Annotated in this window: 12 protein-coding genes; 6 read left to right on the top strand and 6 right to left on the bottom strand. The window is 72.4% G+C overall.

Translation table 11 applies throughout. The annotated features are described in order from the left end of the window. Window positions 1-10: 10 nt before the first annotated feature. Window positions 11-1,375 carry a glutamine synthetase family protein gene (locus tag ACFYZZ_RS30845; protein ID WP_389182799.1) on the bottom strand — a complete coding sequence of 455 codons (1,365 nt, stop codon included), beginning with the start codon at window positions 1,373-1,375 and terminating at the stop codon, window positions 11-13. Window positions 1,376-1,470: 95 nt separating this feature from the next. Between ACFYZZ_RS30845 and ACFYZZ_RS30840 the strand changes: the two genes are divergently transcribed. After that, window positions 1,471-2,223 (top strand): FadR/GntR family transcriptional regulator, encoded by a 753-nt coding sequence (locus tag ACFYZZ_RS30840; protein WP_389182796.1) that lies wholly within the window; start codon window positions 1,471-1,473, stop codon window positions 2,221-2,223. A 52-nt stretch (window positions 2,224-2,275) separates the two neighbouring features. Next, the gene (locus ACFYZZ_RS30835) at window positions 2,276-2,962 is read left to right on the top strand and encodes a gamma-glutamyl-gamma-aminobutyrate hydrolase family protein (RefSeq protein ID WP_389182793.1); all 687 of its coding nucleotides are present in this window, start codon (window positions 2,276-2,278) and stop codon (window positions 2,960-2,962) included. Window positions 2,963-2,964: 2 nt separating this feature from the next. Here ACFYZZ_RS30835 and ACFYZZ_RS30830 read toward each other — a convergent pair whose 3' ends face one another. Continuing rightward, window positions 2,965-3,894: a LysR family transcriptional regulator gene (locus ACFYZZ_RS30830; protein ID WP_389182790.1), complete on the bottom strand. Its 930-nt coding sequence runs from the start codon at window positions 3,892-3,894 to the stop codon at window positions 2,965-2,967. Window positions 3,895-3,964: 70 nt separating this feature from the next. Here ACFYZZ_RS30830 and ACFYZZ_RS30825 point away from each other — a divergent pair, with 70 nt between their 5' ends. Next, entirely contained in the window at window positions 3,965-5,113 is a 1,149-nt protein-coding gene (locus ACFYZZ_RS30825) for a TDT family transporter (RefSeq protein WP_389182787.1), read from the top strand. On the opposite strand, the gene ACFYZZ_RS30820 is transcribed toward ACFYZZ_RS30825, so the two are convergent. The 4 genes from ACFYZZ_RS30820 to ACFYZZ_RS30805 all read right to left on the bottom strand — a co-directional run bounded on the left by ACFYZZ_RS30820 (window position 5,025) and on the right by ACFYZZ_RS30805 (window position 9,587). Further along, on the bottom strand, window positions 5,025-5,744 hold the full coding sequence (locus tag ACFYZZ_RS30820; protein WP_389182784.1) for a helical backbone metal receptor: 720 nt from the start codon (window positions 5,742-5,744) through the stop codon (window positions 5,025-5,027). The two genes, ACFYZZ_RS30825 and ACFYZZ_RS30820, sit on opposite strands and share 89 nt — an antisense overlap. Beyond that, window positions 5,744-6,316, bottom strand: coding sequence for a helix-turn-helix domain-containing protein (locus ACFYZZ_RS30815; protein ID WP_386574729.1), 573 nt, complete (start codon window positions 6,314-6,316; stop codon window positions 5,744-5,746). Before ACFYZZ_RS30815 ends, ACFYZZ_RS30820 begins: the two co-directional genes overlap by 1 nt. A 387-nt stretch (window positions 6,317-6,703) precedes the next feature. Then, the gene (locus ACFYZZ_RS30810; RefSeq protein WP_389182780.1) at window positions 6,704-8,518 is read right to left on the bottom strand and encodes an ABC transporter permease/substrate binding protein; all 1,815 of its coding nucleotides are present in this window, start codon (window positions 8,516-8,518) and stop codon (window positions 6,704-6,706) included. After that, entirely contained in the window at window positions 8,511-9,587 is a 1,077-nt protein-coding gene (locus ACFYZZ_RS30805) for a glycine betaine/L-proline ABC transporter ATP-binding protein (RefSeq protein WP_389182776.1), read from the bottom strand. Before ACFYZZ_RS30805 ends, ACFYZZ_RS30810 begins: the two co-directional genes overlap by 8 nt. Before the next feature lie 139 nt (window positions 9,588-9,726). On the opposite strand from ACFYZZ_RS30805, the gene ACFYZZ_RS30800 reads away from it, so the two are divergent. From ACFYZZ_RS30800 to ACFYZZ_RS30790, 3 genes are all read left to right on the top strand, one after another. Beyond that, a complete protein-coding gene (locus ACFYZZ_RS30800; protein ID WP_389182774.1) occupies window positions 9,727-10,647 on the top strand; it encodes a 5'-3' exonuclease H3TH domain-containing protein in 921 nt (306 codons plus the stop codon). Window positions 10,648-10,760: 113 nt separating this feature from the next. Further along, window positions 10,761-11,609, top strand: a complete 849-nt coding sequence (locus ACFYZZ_RS30795) for a siderophore-interacting protein (RefSeq protein ID WP_389182771.1) — start codon at window positions 10,761-10,763, stop codon at window positions 11,607-11,609. Window positions 11,610-11,687: 78 nt separating this feature from the next. After that, the gene (locus ACFYZZ_RS30790; RefSeq protein ID WP_389182768.1) at window positions 11,688-12,641 is read left to right on the top strand and encodes an RluA family pseudouridine synthase; all 954 of its coding nucleotides are present in this window, start codon (window positions 11,688-11,690) and stop codon (window positions 12,639-12,641) included. The last annotated feature ends 4 nt before the right edge of the window (window positions 12,642-12,645 follow it).

Below are 12,645 nucleotides of genomic sequence, written 5' to 3'. Positions count from 1 at the left end.
TGATGACCTTTCACAGGCGTTCGAAGGAGCGGCGCAGCTCCCAGTCGGTGACCGCGGCGTCGAAGGCCTCCAGCTCGACGCGTGCCATGTTGCGGTAGTGCGCGACGACCTCGTCACCGAAGGCGGCCTTGGCGATCGGGCTGTTCTCCCAGAGTTCGGCGGCCTCGCGCAGGGTGGTCGGGACGTGCTCGAAGTCGGCGGTGTAGGCGTTGCCGGGGCAGGGCTCGGGGAGTTCCAGCTTCTGCTCGATGCCGTACAGGCCGGCGGCCACCAGGCCGGCGACGGCGAGGTACGGGTTGACGTCACCGCCGGGGAGACGGTTCTCGAAGCGCAGGGAGCGGCCGTGGCCGACCACGCGCAGGGCGCAGGTGCGGTTGTCGTGGCCCCAAGCGACGGCGGTGGGCGCGAAGGAGCCGGGCTGGAACCGCTTGTAGGAGTTGATGTTGGGGGCGTAGAGCAGGGAGAAGTCGCGCAGGGCGGCGAGCTGTCCGGCGAGGAAGTGCCGCATGACGTCGGACATCCCGCCGTCGCCGGCCCGCGCCATCGCGTTGTCGCCGTCGGCGTCCGCGAGCGAGAGGTGGATGTGGCAGGAGTTGCCCTCGCGCTCGTTGTACTTGGCCATGAAGGTGATCGAGACGCCCTCCTGGGCGGCGATCTCCTTGGCGCCGGTCTTGTACAGGGCGTGCTGGTCGCAGGTGCGCAGGGCCTCGTCGTAACGGAAGGCGATCTCGTGCTGGCCGGGGTTGCACTCGCCCTTGGCGGACTCGACGGTGAGGCCGGCGCCGGCCATGTCGTTGCGCAGGCGGCGCAGCAGGGGCTCGATGCGGCCGGTGCCGAGGATGGAGTAGTCGATGTTGTACTGGTTGGCCGGGGTCAGGTCGCGGTAGTTCGCGTCCCAGGCCTGTTCGTAGCTGTCCTTGAAGACGATGAACTCCAGCTCGGTGCCGACCTGGGCGGTGTAGCCGAGTTCGGCGAGGCGGTCGAGCTGGCGGCGCAGGATCTGGCGCGGGGCGGCGACGACCGGGGCGCCGTCGTTCCAGGCGAGGTCGGCGACGAGCAGGGCCGTGCCGGGGTGCCAGGGGATGCGGCGCAGGGTGGCGAGGTCGGGGTGCATGGCGAAGTCGCCGTAGCCTCGGTCCCAGGAGGACATCGCATAGCCGTCGACGGTGTTCATCTCGGTGTCGACGGCGAGGAGGTAGTTGCAGCCTTCGGTGCCGTGCTGCAGGACCTCGTCGAGGAAGAAGCGGGCGGCGAACCGCTTGCCCTGGAGCCGCCCTTGCATGTCGGGGAAGGCCAGGACGACAGTGTCGATCTCACCACCGGCGACGAGGGCATGCAGCTCCTCGACGCTCAGCGGGGGTGTGCGGTCTGCCACGGGAGAGCCTCCTTAGGCTGCTTCGCGTTTTACGGCGGGGCCGGGAGCCATAAGGTATTGCGGAGAACCATTGCTTGGGAAGGGGGTACGGCCGGATGTCGCAGGAGACGGACGTACAGGGCGTGCATGCACAGGGAGTCGACGACCGGCTCGCTCCGGTGCTGCGGCCGGTGCGGGCGGGCAACGGCTTCGAGGAGGCGCTGGAGCAGATCCTCCAGGTCGTACGGCTCGGCCTGGTGGCGGGCGGCGAGCGGCTGCCCGCCGAGCGGGAGCTGGCGGAGCGGCTCGGGATCAGCCGGGTGACCCTGCGCGAGGTGCTGAAGGTGCTCCAGGACCAGGGCCTGGTGGAGGCGCGGCGCGGGCGGTACGGCGGAACGTTCGTGCGGCCGCGCACGGACGCGGGCGGCGAGGACGAGCTGCGGCGGCGGATCGCCGAGGTCGACATCGAGGACGTGCTGCGCTTCCGCGAGGTGCTCGAGGTGGGAGCGGCGGGGCTGTGCGCGGCGCACGGGCTGACCGACGAGCAGGCCGACCGGTTGCGGGAGGCGCTGGACCGGACCCATGAGGCGCCGCTCGCGGACTACCGGCGGCTGGACACGCTGCTGCATCTGACGCTGGCCGAGCTGTGCGGTTCGCCGTCGCTGACCGCGCAGTACGCGGCGGTGCGGGCGAGGGTCAACGACCTGCTGGACTGCATCCCGCTGCTGGTGCGCAACCTGGAGCACTCGCAGCGGCAGCACATCGCACTGGTGGAGGCGGTGCTGGACGGGGACGCGGACGGGGCGCGGGAGATGATGCGGGAGCACTGCGCGGGTACGGCGGCGCTGCTGCGGGGCTTCCTGGCGTGAGCCCGCTCTGCAAAGGTATACACGTGGACCTTTGAATGCCTGGGAGGGCGGCATGACCGTACGACCGCTGATCGGTGTGAGCACGTACCTGGAGGCCGGTGCGCGCTGGGGTGTGTGGGAGCTGGACGCGGCGCTGCTGCCGGCCGGATATCCGCGGCTGGTGCAGCGGGCCGGGGGGCTCGCCGCCATGCTGCCGCCGGACGCGCCCGAGCGGGCCGCCGAGGCGGTGCAGCGGCTGGACGGGCTGGTGATCGCGGGCGGGCCGGACGTCGATCCGTCGCGGTACGGGGCCGAGCGGTCGCCGCGTACGGGGCCGCCCGCAACGGAGCGGGACGCGTGGGAACTCGCGCTGATCGAGGCGGCGCTGGCGGCGCGGGTGCCGGTGCTGGGGATCTGCCGGGGGATGCAGCTGCTGAACGTGGCGCTCGGCGGGACGCTGGTGCAGCACATGGACGGGCACGCGGAGGTGGTCGGGGTGTTCGGGGGGCATGCCGTGAAGCCGGTGCCGGGCACGCTGTACGCGCAGATCGCGCCCGAGGAGACGACCGTGCCGACGTATCACCATCAGGCGGTGGAGCGGCTCGGTACGGGACTGGTGCCCTCGGCCCACGCGGCGGACGGGACCGTGGAGGCGATCGAACTGCCGTCGGGCGAGGGATGGGTGCTCGGGGTGCAGTGGCATCCGGAGATGGGCGAGGATCTGCGGGTGATGCGGGCTCTGGTGCTGGCCGCGTCCTGAGGTCACCCCCTCGTCAGCGACAGCAGGTCCCGCGCCGGACCCGTGGGCCGGTGCCCCGTCGGCCACACCGCGCGCAGATCCCGGCGCAACGACACCTCCTCGACCGGGATGACCACCAGCCGTCGCATCGCCAGCTCCTCCCCCACGGCCAGTTCGCTGAGCACCGAGGGGCCCGCGCCGCTGACCGCCGAGGCCTTCACGGCCGTGGTGGAGGAGAGTTCCATCAGGGGGCGGGCCAGGCCGCCGAGTGCACTGTCCAGGACCTGGCGGGTGCCGGAGCCGCGTTCGCGCAGGATCAGGGGCGTGGCGGCCAGTTCCTCGGGGGTGAGGGGGCGCCGGCGGCGGGCCCAGGGGTGGCCGGGGGCCGTGACGACGATCAGGCGGTCGTGGGCGATCACCGTGGAGTCCAGGCCCGCCGGGACCGTGAGGCCCTCCACGAAGCCCAGGTCCGCCTCGTCGGCCAGCAGGAGCTCCGCGACCTTCGCCGAGTTGCCCGCGAGCAGCGAGACCGCGGTGTCGGGGCGCTCGGCGTGCAGGGCGAGGAGCCAGCCCGGGAGCAGGTACTCGGCGATGGTCATGCTCGCCGCGACCCGCAGCCGCGAGTCCCGCCGGTCCCGCAGCGCCCGCGCACCCGCGTCGAAGGCGGCCGCCGCCTCCACCACCCGGCGGGCCCAGTCCGTCACCAGGGCGCCCGCGTCCGTGAGCCGGGAGCCGCGCGGGGAGCGGTCGACCAGGGCGACGCCCAGTTGCCGCTCCATGGAGCGGATGCGGCTGCTGGCGGCCGGCTGGGTGATGCCGACCTCCCGCGCCGCAGCCCCGAGACTGCCCAGACGGGCCACGGCCAGCAGCAGTTCCAGCGCGCCGAGGTCCGGCACCCGGTGCGCCAGTGAGCCGGCGGGCCGGCCGTCGTCCGTCGCATACTCCTCGCTCATAAGGCCAGTTTATGCCCTCATAGACAGGAACTCCCTGGTCAGCGGTGCCCGGGGGCGGAACGGTGAGGTCATGGTCATCGCAGCCCATTCCCTGCCCGCCGCCCGCGTCCGGCACCTCGGTCCCAACTGGTACGCCTCCGTCATGGGGACCTCCGTCGTCGGCACGGCCGGTGCCGCACTGCCCCTGCGCCTTCCTGGGCTGCGCGAGGTGTGCACGGCCGTCTGGGCGCTGGCCCTCCTCATGCTGCTGGCCCTGCTGACCGCCCGGGCCCGGCACTGGGTCCACCACCGCGACCAGGCCCGCGCCCACCTCCTCGACCCGGCCATGGCCCCCTTCTACGGCTGTCTGTCCATGGCCCTGCTGGCGGTGGGCGGCGGTGCCCTGACGGTCGGCCGGGACTGGATCGGCACCGGTGCGGCCGTCGCGCTCGACACGGTCCTGTTCAGTGCCGGTACGGCGGTCGGGCTCGCGGCCGCCGTGACCGTGCCGTACCTGCTGGCCGTGCACCACCGCGTCCAGGCCGCCCAGGCCACCCCGGTCTGGCTGCTGCCGCTCGTCGCGCCGATGGTCTCCGCCGCGCTCGGCCCGCTGCTGGTGCCGCATCTGCCGCCCGGGCAGCCCCGGGAGACGCTTCTGCTGGCGTGCCTCGCGCTGTTCGGGCTGAGCCTGCTCGCGACGCTGCTGATGCTGCCGCTGGTCTTCGCCCGGCTGATCACCTCGGGCCCGCTGCCGCTCGCCCTCACCCCGACCCTGTTCCTGGTCCTCGGTCCGCTCGGGCAGTCCACCACCGCCGTAGGCCTGATCGCGGACGCGGCTCCCCGGGTCGTACCGGCCCCGTACGACCGCGGTTTCGCCGTGTTCGTGCTGCTCTACGGTGTGCCGGTCATGGGGTTCGCGATGCTGTGGCTGGCCTTCGCGGCCGCGCACGTGGTGCGGGCCCGGCGGCAGGGCATGGGCTTCGCCATGACCTGGTGGGCGTTCACCTTCCCCGTGGGCACCTGTGTCACCGGCGCCGCCGCCCTGGCCCGGCACACCGGGCTCGCCGTGTACGAGGCCCTCGCGGTCGGCTTGTACGTGCTGTTGGTCGCCGCCTGGCTCGCGGCCGCGTCCGGGACGGTGCGGGGGCTGCTCAGCGGTGAGCTGCTCGCAGGGCCTCGGCCAGCACCCGTGGCGCCTCTGCCAGCGACGGTCCGTACCAGGTCAGGTGCCGTCCGCTGACCAGGGCGCAGGGCAGGCCCGGGAAGGCCTCGGGGCCGTCGGCGGCGGTGAAGCGGTAGGGCTCGTCCGGCAGCACCACGACATCCGGGGCCGCCGCCCGCAGTTCGTCCAGGGGCACGCGGGGATAGCGGTCGGGGTGCGTGGCGTACAGGTGGTGCACGCCGAGACGGGCCAGTACGTCACCCGCGAAGGTGTCCCGGCCCAGGACCATCCAGGGGCGGCGCCAGACCGGCACCACCGCCGTCGTACGGCTCCCGGGATCGGGAAGGCCGGTCCAGGCGGCCTCCGCCTCGTCCAGCCAGGGCGGCCTGGCCGGTGCGCCGCACGCGGTCAGCACCCGCTCCAGCTCCCGGAAGGCCTGCGGCACGGTCCGCACCTCGGTGACCAGCACCTTGAGGCCGGCCGCGCGCAGGGCGTCCAGGTCGGGGGCGCGGTTCTCCTCCTCGTTGGCGATCACCAGGTCAGGGGTGAGGCCGAGGATCCGCTCCGTGTCCGGGTTCTTCGTGCCGCCGATCCGGCTGACGTCGAGGTCCGCGGGACGGCTGCACCAGTCGGTGGCCCCGACGAGGACTCCGGACAGCGTCTCGGCGACGGCCTCGGTGAGCGACGGGACCAGGGAGACGACGCGCACTAACGGGGCCGGTCCTGCACGGCCTCGATGTGTTCGGCGACCGCGACCACGATGACCCGCGTGTCGGGCACGGTCGCCCGCCAGCGATGCCGGACTCCGCCGGTGAGGTAAAGGGTGTCGCCGCGGCCGAGGCGATACGCGCGGCCCTCGGCCTCGATCTCGACGGCGCCGTCGGCGACGTACATCAGCTCGTCGTTGCGGTGCTGGAACTCGCGGCCGGCGTCGTGGTCGCCGGTGAACTCGGAGGCGTGGAGCTGGTGGTGGCCGCGCACCAGGGAGCGGGTGCGCGCGTCGAAGTCGCCCTCGTCGACCGGCTCGGCGCGGACGACGTCCACGCTGCAGGCCGGGTCGGCGGCGGCGAGGAGTTCCACGGCCGTGGTGCGCAGGGCGTCGGCCAGCTTCTCCAGGGAGGTGCGGCTCGGGCGGGCCCGGTCGTTCTCGACCTGGCTGAGGAAGGGCACCGAGAGGCCACTGCGCTCGGCCACGACGGCGAGGGTGAGTTCCAGCGCACGGCGACGCCGCCGGACGGCCGCGCCCACCCGCACGGGCTGTTGCTCTTTGTGGTCGCCCATCGCTCCGGCTCCCTCCTTCACTCGTCGTGCCGCCGACAGGGTGTCCACCGCCGGACACACCCCTGATGAGTTGTCTGCACCCTACGCATGTTCGGCAAACCGTTTCATGCGGGTGTCACATCCCTGACACGCCGGTGGGCCCGCACCCCCATGGTTCACGCCAGTGCGGCCGCTCGCCGTGCGGGACGGGTCTCTCCTGCTTCAAGGCCGAAGCGGGCCTCCGTGTTCCCGCCGCGGCGCAGCCATAGCGCTCCGTGGTTGGCCGGATCCTTCCCGTAGGGGAATCTCGCGGAAGCCGGTCGCCCGGATATGCCACGAGGGGTGGGCGGCGCCCGCCCGCAGGCGTACGGCGCCGCCCACCCCTCGGGTGGCGGTCCGGAGGTCAGGTCACCCGGCCGCCCCGCTCCCGGCACCCTTGCGGGCCACCGGCGCCCACCGGTCGACCAGGTCCGGGTGCTGCCCGAGCCAGCTGCGCACGGCGTCCTGTTCCCCGCCCTTGCCGGACTTCTGGATCTGCGCCTCCAGACCGGTGAGCTGCTCCTCGGTCATCGAGAAGTTCTTCAGCCAGGAGCCGACCTCGGGGTTGTCGGCGGCGAAGCCCTTGCGGGCCAGGGTGTGCACGCCGTCGCCCGCGCCCCAGGCGCCCTTCGGATCCTTCAGCTTCTTCAGGTCGTAGTCGCTGTACGCCCAGTGCGGGGACCACAGGGTGACGACGACCGGCTGCTTCTTGGCGTAGGCGCGCTTCAGCTCGGCGAGCATCGCGGGCGTGGAGCCGTCGACGACGTCGTACGTGCCCTCCAGACCGTACTCCTTGAGGACCTTGGTCTTGAGCAGGCCCATCATGCCCGCGCTGGGCTCGATGCCGACGATCTTCCCGCCGAACCCGGAGGCGTGGTCCTTCAGGTCCGCCAGGGAGTTCACGTCCTTGACATAGGACGGGACGGTCAGCTCCAGAGAGGTGGGTCCGTACCACTTGCCGAGATCGTCCAGCTTGTCGCCGTACTTCTTCCAGTACTCGGCGTGCGTGGCGGGCAGCCAGGAGTCGGTCTGGAAGTCGACCTGGCCGGCGGCGAGGCCGGTGTAGAGGGGGCCGGCGGCGTACTGGGTGGTCGTCACCTTGAAGCCGCGCTCCTCCAGCAGCTCCTTCCAGAGGTAGGTGGAGGCGATGCCCTCGTCCCACGGGATGTAGCCGATCCTGATCTCCTTGCCCTTGCCGACGTTCGTGGCGGAGGCCTCGGAGGTGCCGGAGGAGGAGCCGAAGATCCCCATGCCTGCGGCGACGAGCGCGAGGACGACCACGCCGATGACGGCGACCTGCGGGCGCGGGCTGTACGACCACATGGTCGTCCGGTCCTTCGCGGCGGCCCTGCGGCCCTGCGGGGAGAGCTGGGTGCCGAGGGCGCTGGTCACGCGGTCCAGGTAGATGGCGAGGACGACGATGCCGACGCCCGCCTCGAAGCCGAAGCCGATGTCGAGCTGCCCGATGGCCTCGTTGACCGCGCCGCCCAGGCCGCCCGTGCCGACCATGCCGGCGATGACGACCATGGACAGGCCCAGCATGATCACCTGGTTGACGCCGGCCATGATGGTCGGCAGGGCGAGCGGCAGCTGGACGCGCAGCAGGGTGTCGCGGGGCGGTGTGCCGAACGCCTCGGCGGCCTCGACCAGTTCGGGGTCGACCTGGCGGATGCCCAGCTCGGTCATGCGGACACCGGGGGCGAGCGCGAAGATCAGGGTGGCGATGACACCGGCGGCGGTGCCGAGGCCGAAGAAGAGGATCGCGGGGATCAGCAGGACCATCGACGGCATGGTCTGGAGCAGGTCCAGGACGGGCCGAACGGTCGCGCTGACCGCGCGGTAGCGGGCGGCCCAGATGCCCAGCGGGAGCGAGATCACCAGGGCGATGACGGTGGCGACCAGGACCAGCGCCAGGGTGGACATGGCCCGGTCCCACAGGTCGAGCGAGTCGACGAGGGCGAACCCGGCGAAGGCGAGGACGCCCGCGACCAGTCCGCGCAGCCACCAGGCGACGACCGCGAGCATGCCCGCCAGAAGCAGGGGCGCGGGCGCGGTGAGGACCGCGTCGATGCCGTCGTACATGCCCTCCACGACCGCGCGGATCGCGTCGAACAGCCAGGAGAGGTGGGCGACCAGCCAGTCGACGCCCGAGTCGACCCAGTCGCCGAGGTGCAGCCTAGGCACGGGCGATCACCTTCTTCCCGTTGTTGTCGCATCCCGTGGGCTCGGCCGGTTCGTCGCCGAGGAGGCCGACGAGGCGCTGCCGGGACACGACGCCGACGAGCGCGCGGTCCGCGTCGAGGACGGCGACCGGGTGGGTCAGGCGGGCGCTGATCGCGCACAGCTCGGCGAACGGCGTGCCCGGGGCGGCCGTCTCGCAGCCGCAGTCGGCCTCGTCGCCGCGGACGTCGGTGTCCATGACGGCGGCGGCGGTCAGCACGCGGGAGCGGTCGACGTCCTGGATGAAGGAGGCGACGTAGTCGTTCGCGGGGCGCAGCAGGATGTCCTCGGCGGTGCCGGTCTGCACGATGCGGCCGTCGCGCATGACGGCGATGCGGTCGCCCAGGCACATGGCCTCGTTGAGGTCGTGGGTGATGAAGACGATGGTCTTCTTCAGGGTCTTCTGGAGCTCCAGGAGCTGGTCCTGCATGTCGCGGCGGATCAGCGGGTCCAGGGCGCTGAAGGACTCGTCCATGAGGAGCAGGTCGGCGTCGGTGGCGAGGGCGCGGGCGAGGCCCACGCGCTGCTGCATGCCGCCGGACAGCTCGTCGGGCCAGGAGTCCTCCCAGCCGGCCAGGCCGCACAGGGCGAGCGCCTCGTCGGCGCGGCGCTCGCGCTCGGCGCGGGGCACGCCCTGCACGCTCAGGCCGTAGGCGGCGTTGTCGCGGACGCTGCGGTGCGGGAAGAGCGCGAAGTGCTGGAAGACCATGCTGATCTTCTTCGAGCGCAGCTCGCGCAGGGCGCGGTCGCCGAGCGCGGTCAGGTCCTGGCCGTCGAAGCGGACCTGGCCGGCGGTCGGCTCCAGCAGGCCGTTGAGCATGCGCAGCAGGGTGGACTTGCCGGAGCCGGACAGGCCCATAACGACGAAGATCTCGCCGGCCTCGACCCCGAAGGAGGCGTCGATGACGGCGGCCGTGGTGCCGTCGGCGCGCAGCTCCTCCCGGCCGGCGCCCTGGCGCAGCCGTTCCACTGCCTGGTCCGGTCGTCTGCCGAACACCTTGAACAGGTGTTCCGCCTCAAGCCTGGATGACACGCGTACCTCTCGTCTCGGTGGACACAACAAAGGCCGCGCCTCCCCAGGTCCGCTTTGGTCAAACTTTTCAGTGGCCCAGCTCACAGGGGTGGATCCGTGGCGGCAGGAGACCGTCAGTGCCGTACGGCATGATGCGACCGTGACCGGACGACTCATGCTTCTCGACACCGCCTCGCTGTACTTCCGCGCCTACTTCGGCGTGCCGGACTCCGTACGGGCGCCGGACGGCACGCCGGTGAACGCCGTGCGGGGACTGCTGGACTTCATCGACCGGCTGGTCCAGGACCACCGGCCGGCGAAGCTGGTGGCCTGCATGGACGCCGACTGGCGGCCGCAGTGGCGGGTGGACCTGATCCCCACCTACAAGGCGCACCGGGTCGCCGAGGAGCACGAGGGCGCGCCGGACACGGAGGAGGTGCCGGACACGCTCACCCCGCAGGTGCCGGTCATCGAGGCCGTGCTGGACGCGGTCGGCATCGCCCGGGTAGGTGTCGCGGACTACGAGGCCGACGACGTGATCGGCACGTTCACCGCGCGCGCCGACGGACCGGTGGACATCGTCACCGGCGACCGCGACCTGTACCAGCTCGTCGACGACGCACGCGGCATCCGCGTGCTGTACCCGCTGAAGGGCGTCGGCACGCTGCAGCTGACCGACGAGGCCGTGCTGCGCGAGAAGTACGGGGTCGACGGGCCCGGGTACGCGGATCTGGCGCTGCTGCGCGGCGACCCGAGCGACGGCCTGCCGGGCGTCCCGGGGATCGGCGAGAAGACGGCCGCCAAGCTGCTCGCCGAGTTCGGCGACCTGGCCGGGATCATGGCGGCGGTCGACGACCCGAAGGCGAAGCTCACTCCGTCGCAGCGCAAGCGGCTGACCGAGGCCCGGCCGTATGTCGCGGTCGCGCCGAAGGTGGTGCGGGTGGCCGACGACGTCCCGCTGCCGGACGTCGACACCACGCTGCCGCGCACCCCGCGGGACCCGGCCGGACTGGAGGCGCTGGCGGCGCGCTGGGGGCTCGGCGGCTCCCTGCAGCGGCTGCTGACGACGCTGGGAGAGTGATCCCGACCGGAATATTCCGGCAAAAACGCGTTCACCGAGGCTTCGTGGAAGCCGTGTTCACCAGAGAGAGATGCTAACTTAGGTAAACCTAACCAATGCAGCAGGAGGCCGTGATGGCAGAGCGTCCGGGACGAAAGGCGCGGGGGCCCCACATTGCCCAGGTGGTGCGCACCGAGCGACTGACCCCGCACATGCAGCGTGTGGTGCTCGGCGGCGAGGGCCTCGTCGATTTCGCCGCGGACACCTGCACCGACCACTATGTGAAGCTGCTGTTCGGCCCTCCTGGCGTGACCTACCCGGAACCCTTCGACCTGGAGCGGATCCGCGCGGAGTTCCCCCGTGAGCAGTGGCCGGTGACGCGGACGTACACCGTGCGCGCCTGGGACCCCGAGCACCGCGAGCTGACCTTGGACTTCGTGATCCACGGCGACGAGGGTCTGGCCGGGCCGTGGGCCACCCGGGTGCAGCCGGGTGAGAGCGTGCGCTTCATGGGCCCCGGGGGTGCCTACGCGCCCGACCCGAGCGCCGACTGGCATCTGCTCGCCGGTGACGAGAGCGCGCTGCCCGCGATCGCCCGCGCCCTGGAGACGCTGCCCTCCGGCGCCCGGACGCACGCCTTCGTGGAGGTGCCCGGCCCCGCGGAGGAGCAGAAGATCGACTCCGAGGTGGCGGTCGTCTGGGTGCACCGCGGGGACCGGCCGGTGGGCGAGGCCCTGGTGGAGGCCGTGCACGCGCTGGAGTTCCCCGAGGGCCGGATGCACGCGTTCGTGCACGGCGAGGCGAGCTTCGTGAAGGAGCTGCGCCGGCTGCTCCGGGTCGAGCTGCAGATCCCGCGCGAGGACCTGTCGATCTCCGGCTACTGGCGCCTCGGCCACAACGAGGACGGCTGGCAGGCCTCCAAGCGGGACTGGAACGCCCGCATCGAGGCCGAGCAGGAGAGCGGCGGCGCGGCGGCGGCCTGAACACGTCGAGGGCGGCGGCACCCTGACGGGGTGCCGCCGCTCTCGTCTGCCGTCCGAGCAGCCTCGTACCCTTGACCGATGAGACGCCGTACCCCGCCCCCGCCCGCCCCGCTCCCCCAGCGTGACGGTGTCGACCCGGTGCGGGTGCGGCTGCCGTTCGGCGGGGTGTGGGCGACCGTGCGGGAGCATCTCGTGGAGCGGCTGACGGGGGCCGGGCCCGGGGTGATCGAGGAGATGTTCGACGCGGGGCTGATCGTGGGCGCCGACGGGCGGGCGGTGGCACCGGACGCGCCGTACCAACCGGGGATGTTCGTGTGGTTCCACCGGGAGCTGCCCGCCGAAGTGCCGGTGCCCTTCCCGGTGGAGGTGGTCCACCGGGACGCACACATCGTCGTGGCCGACAAGCCGCACTTCCTCGCGACGACCCCGCGCGGCACGCATGTCACCCAGACCGTGCTGGCCCGGCTGCGGACCGAGCTGGGCATCCCCTCGCTGTCCGCCGCACATCGGCTGGACCGGCTCACCGCCGGTCTCGTGCTGTTCACGGTGCGGCCCGAGGAGCGCGGCGCTTATCAGACGCTGTTCGCGGACCGGCTGGTCCGCAAGGAGTACGAGGCGATCGCGCCGTACGACGCCTCGCTCGCCCTGCCCCGGACCGTGCGCAGCCGGATCCTGAAGGAGCGCGGCATCCCGGCCGCGCGGGAGATCGAGGGCGAGCCGAACGCCGTGACCCGGGTGGAGCTGGCCGAGCACCGGGCCACGCTGGGCCGGTACCGGCTCGTCCCCAAGACGGGGCAGACCCACCAGCTGCGGGTGCACCTGAGCGCGCTGGGTATCCCCATCCTCGGCGACCCGCTCTACCCGGAGGTGACCGCCCCCGTACCGGACGGCGACTTCCGGCGTCCGCTGCAACTGCTCGCACGGAGGCTGGAGTTCACCGATCCGGTGACGGGGGCGGAGCACACGTTCGTCAGCGGGCGGACGCTGGAGGCCTGGCTCTCGCCCGAGCGGTGGGCCGGCCAGGAGCCCTGACCGC

Source organism: Streptomyces sp. NPDC001816, assembly GCF_042892235.1.
GTDB lineage: Bacteria > Actinomycetota > Actinomycetes > Streptomycetales > Streptomycetaceae > Streptomyces.
The sequence above is the reverse complement of the archived record's forward strand: the minus strand, read 5'-3'. Positions and strand labels throughout refer to the sequence as shown.

Coding starts and splice junctions, on each gene's coding strand:
- ACFYZZ_RS30840 (WP_389182796.1), top strand. CDS start 1,471: ATGTCGCAGGAGACGGACGTACAGGGCGTGCATGCACAGGGAGTCGAC.
- ACFYZZ_RS30835 (WP_389182793.1), top strand. CDS start 2,276: ATGACCGTACGACCGCTGATCGGTGTGAGCACGTACCTGGAGGCCGGT.
- ACFYZZ_RS30830 (WP_389182790.1), bottom strand. CDS start 3,894: ATGAGCGAGGAGTATGCGACGGACGACGGCCGGCCCGCCGGCTCACTG.
- ACFYZZ_RS30825 (WP_389182787.1), top strand. CDS start 3,965: ATGGTCATCGCAGCCCATTCCCTGCCCGCCGCCCGCGTCCGGCACCTC.
- ACFYZZ_RS30815 (WP_386574729.1), bottom strand. CDS start 6,316: ATGGGCGACCACAAAGAGCAACAGCCCGTGCGGGTGGGCGCGGCCGTC.
- ACFYZZ_RS30795 (WP_389182771.1), top strand. CDS start 10,761: ATGGCAGAGCGTCCGGGACGAAAGGCGCGGGGGCCCCACATTGCCCAG.
- ACFYZZ_RS30790 (WP_389182768.1), top strand. CDS start 11,688: ATGAGACGCCGTACCCCGCCCCCGCCCGCCCCGCTCCCCCAGCGTGAC.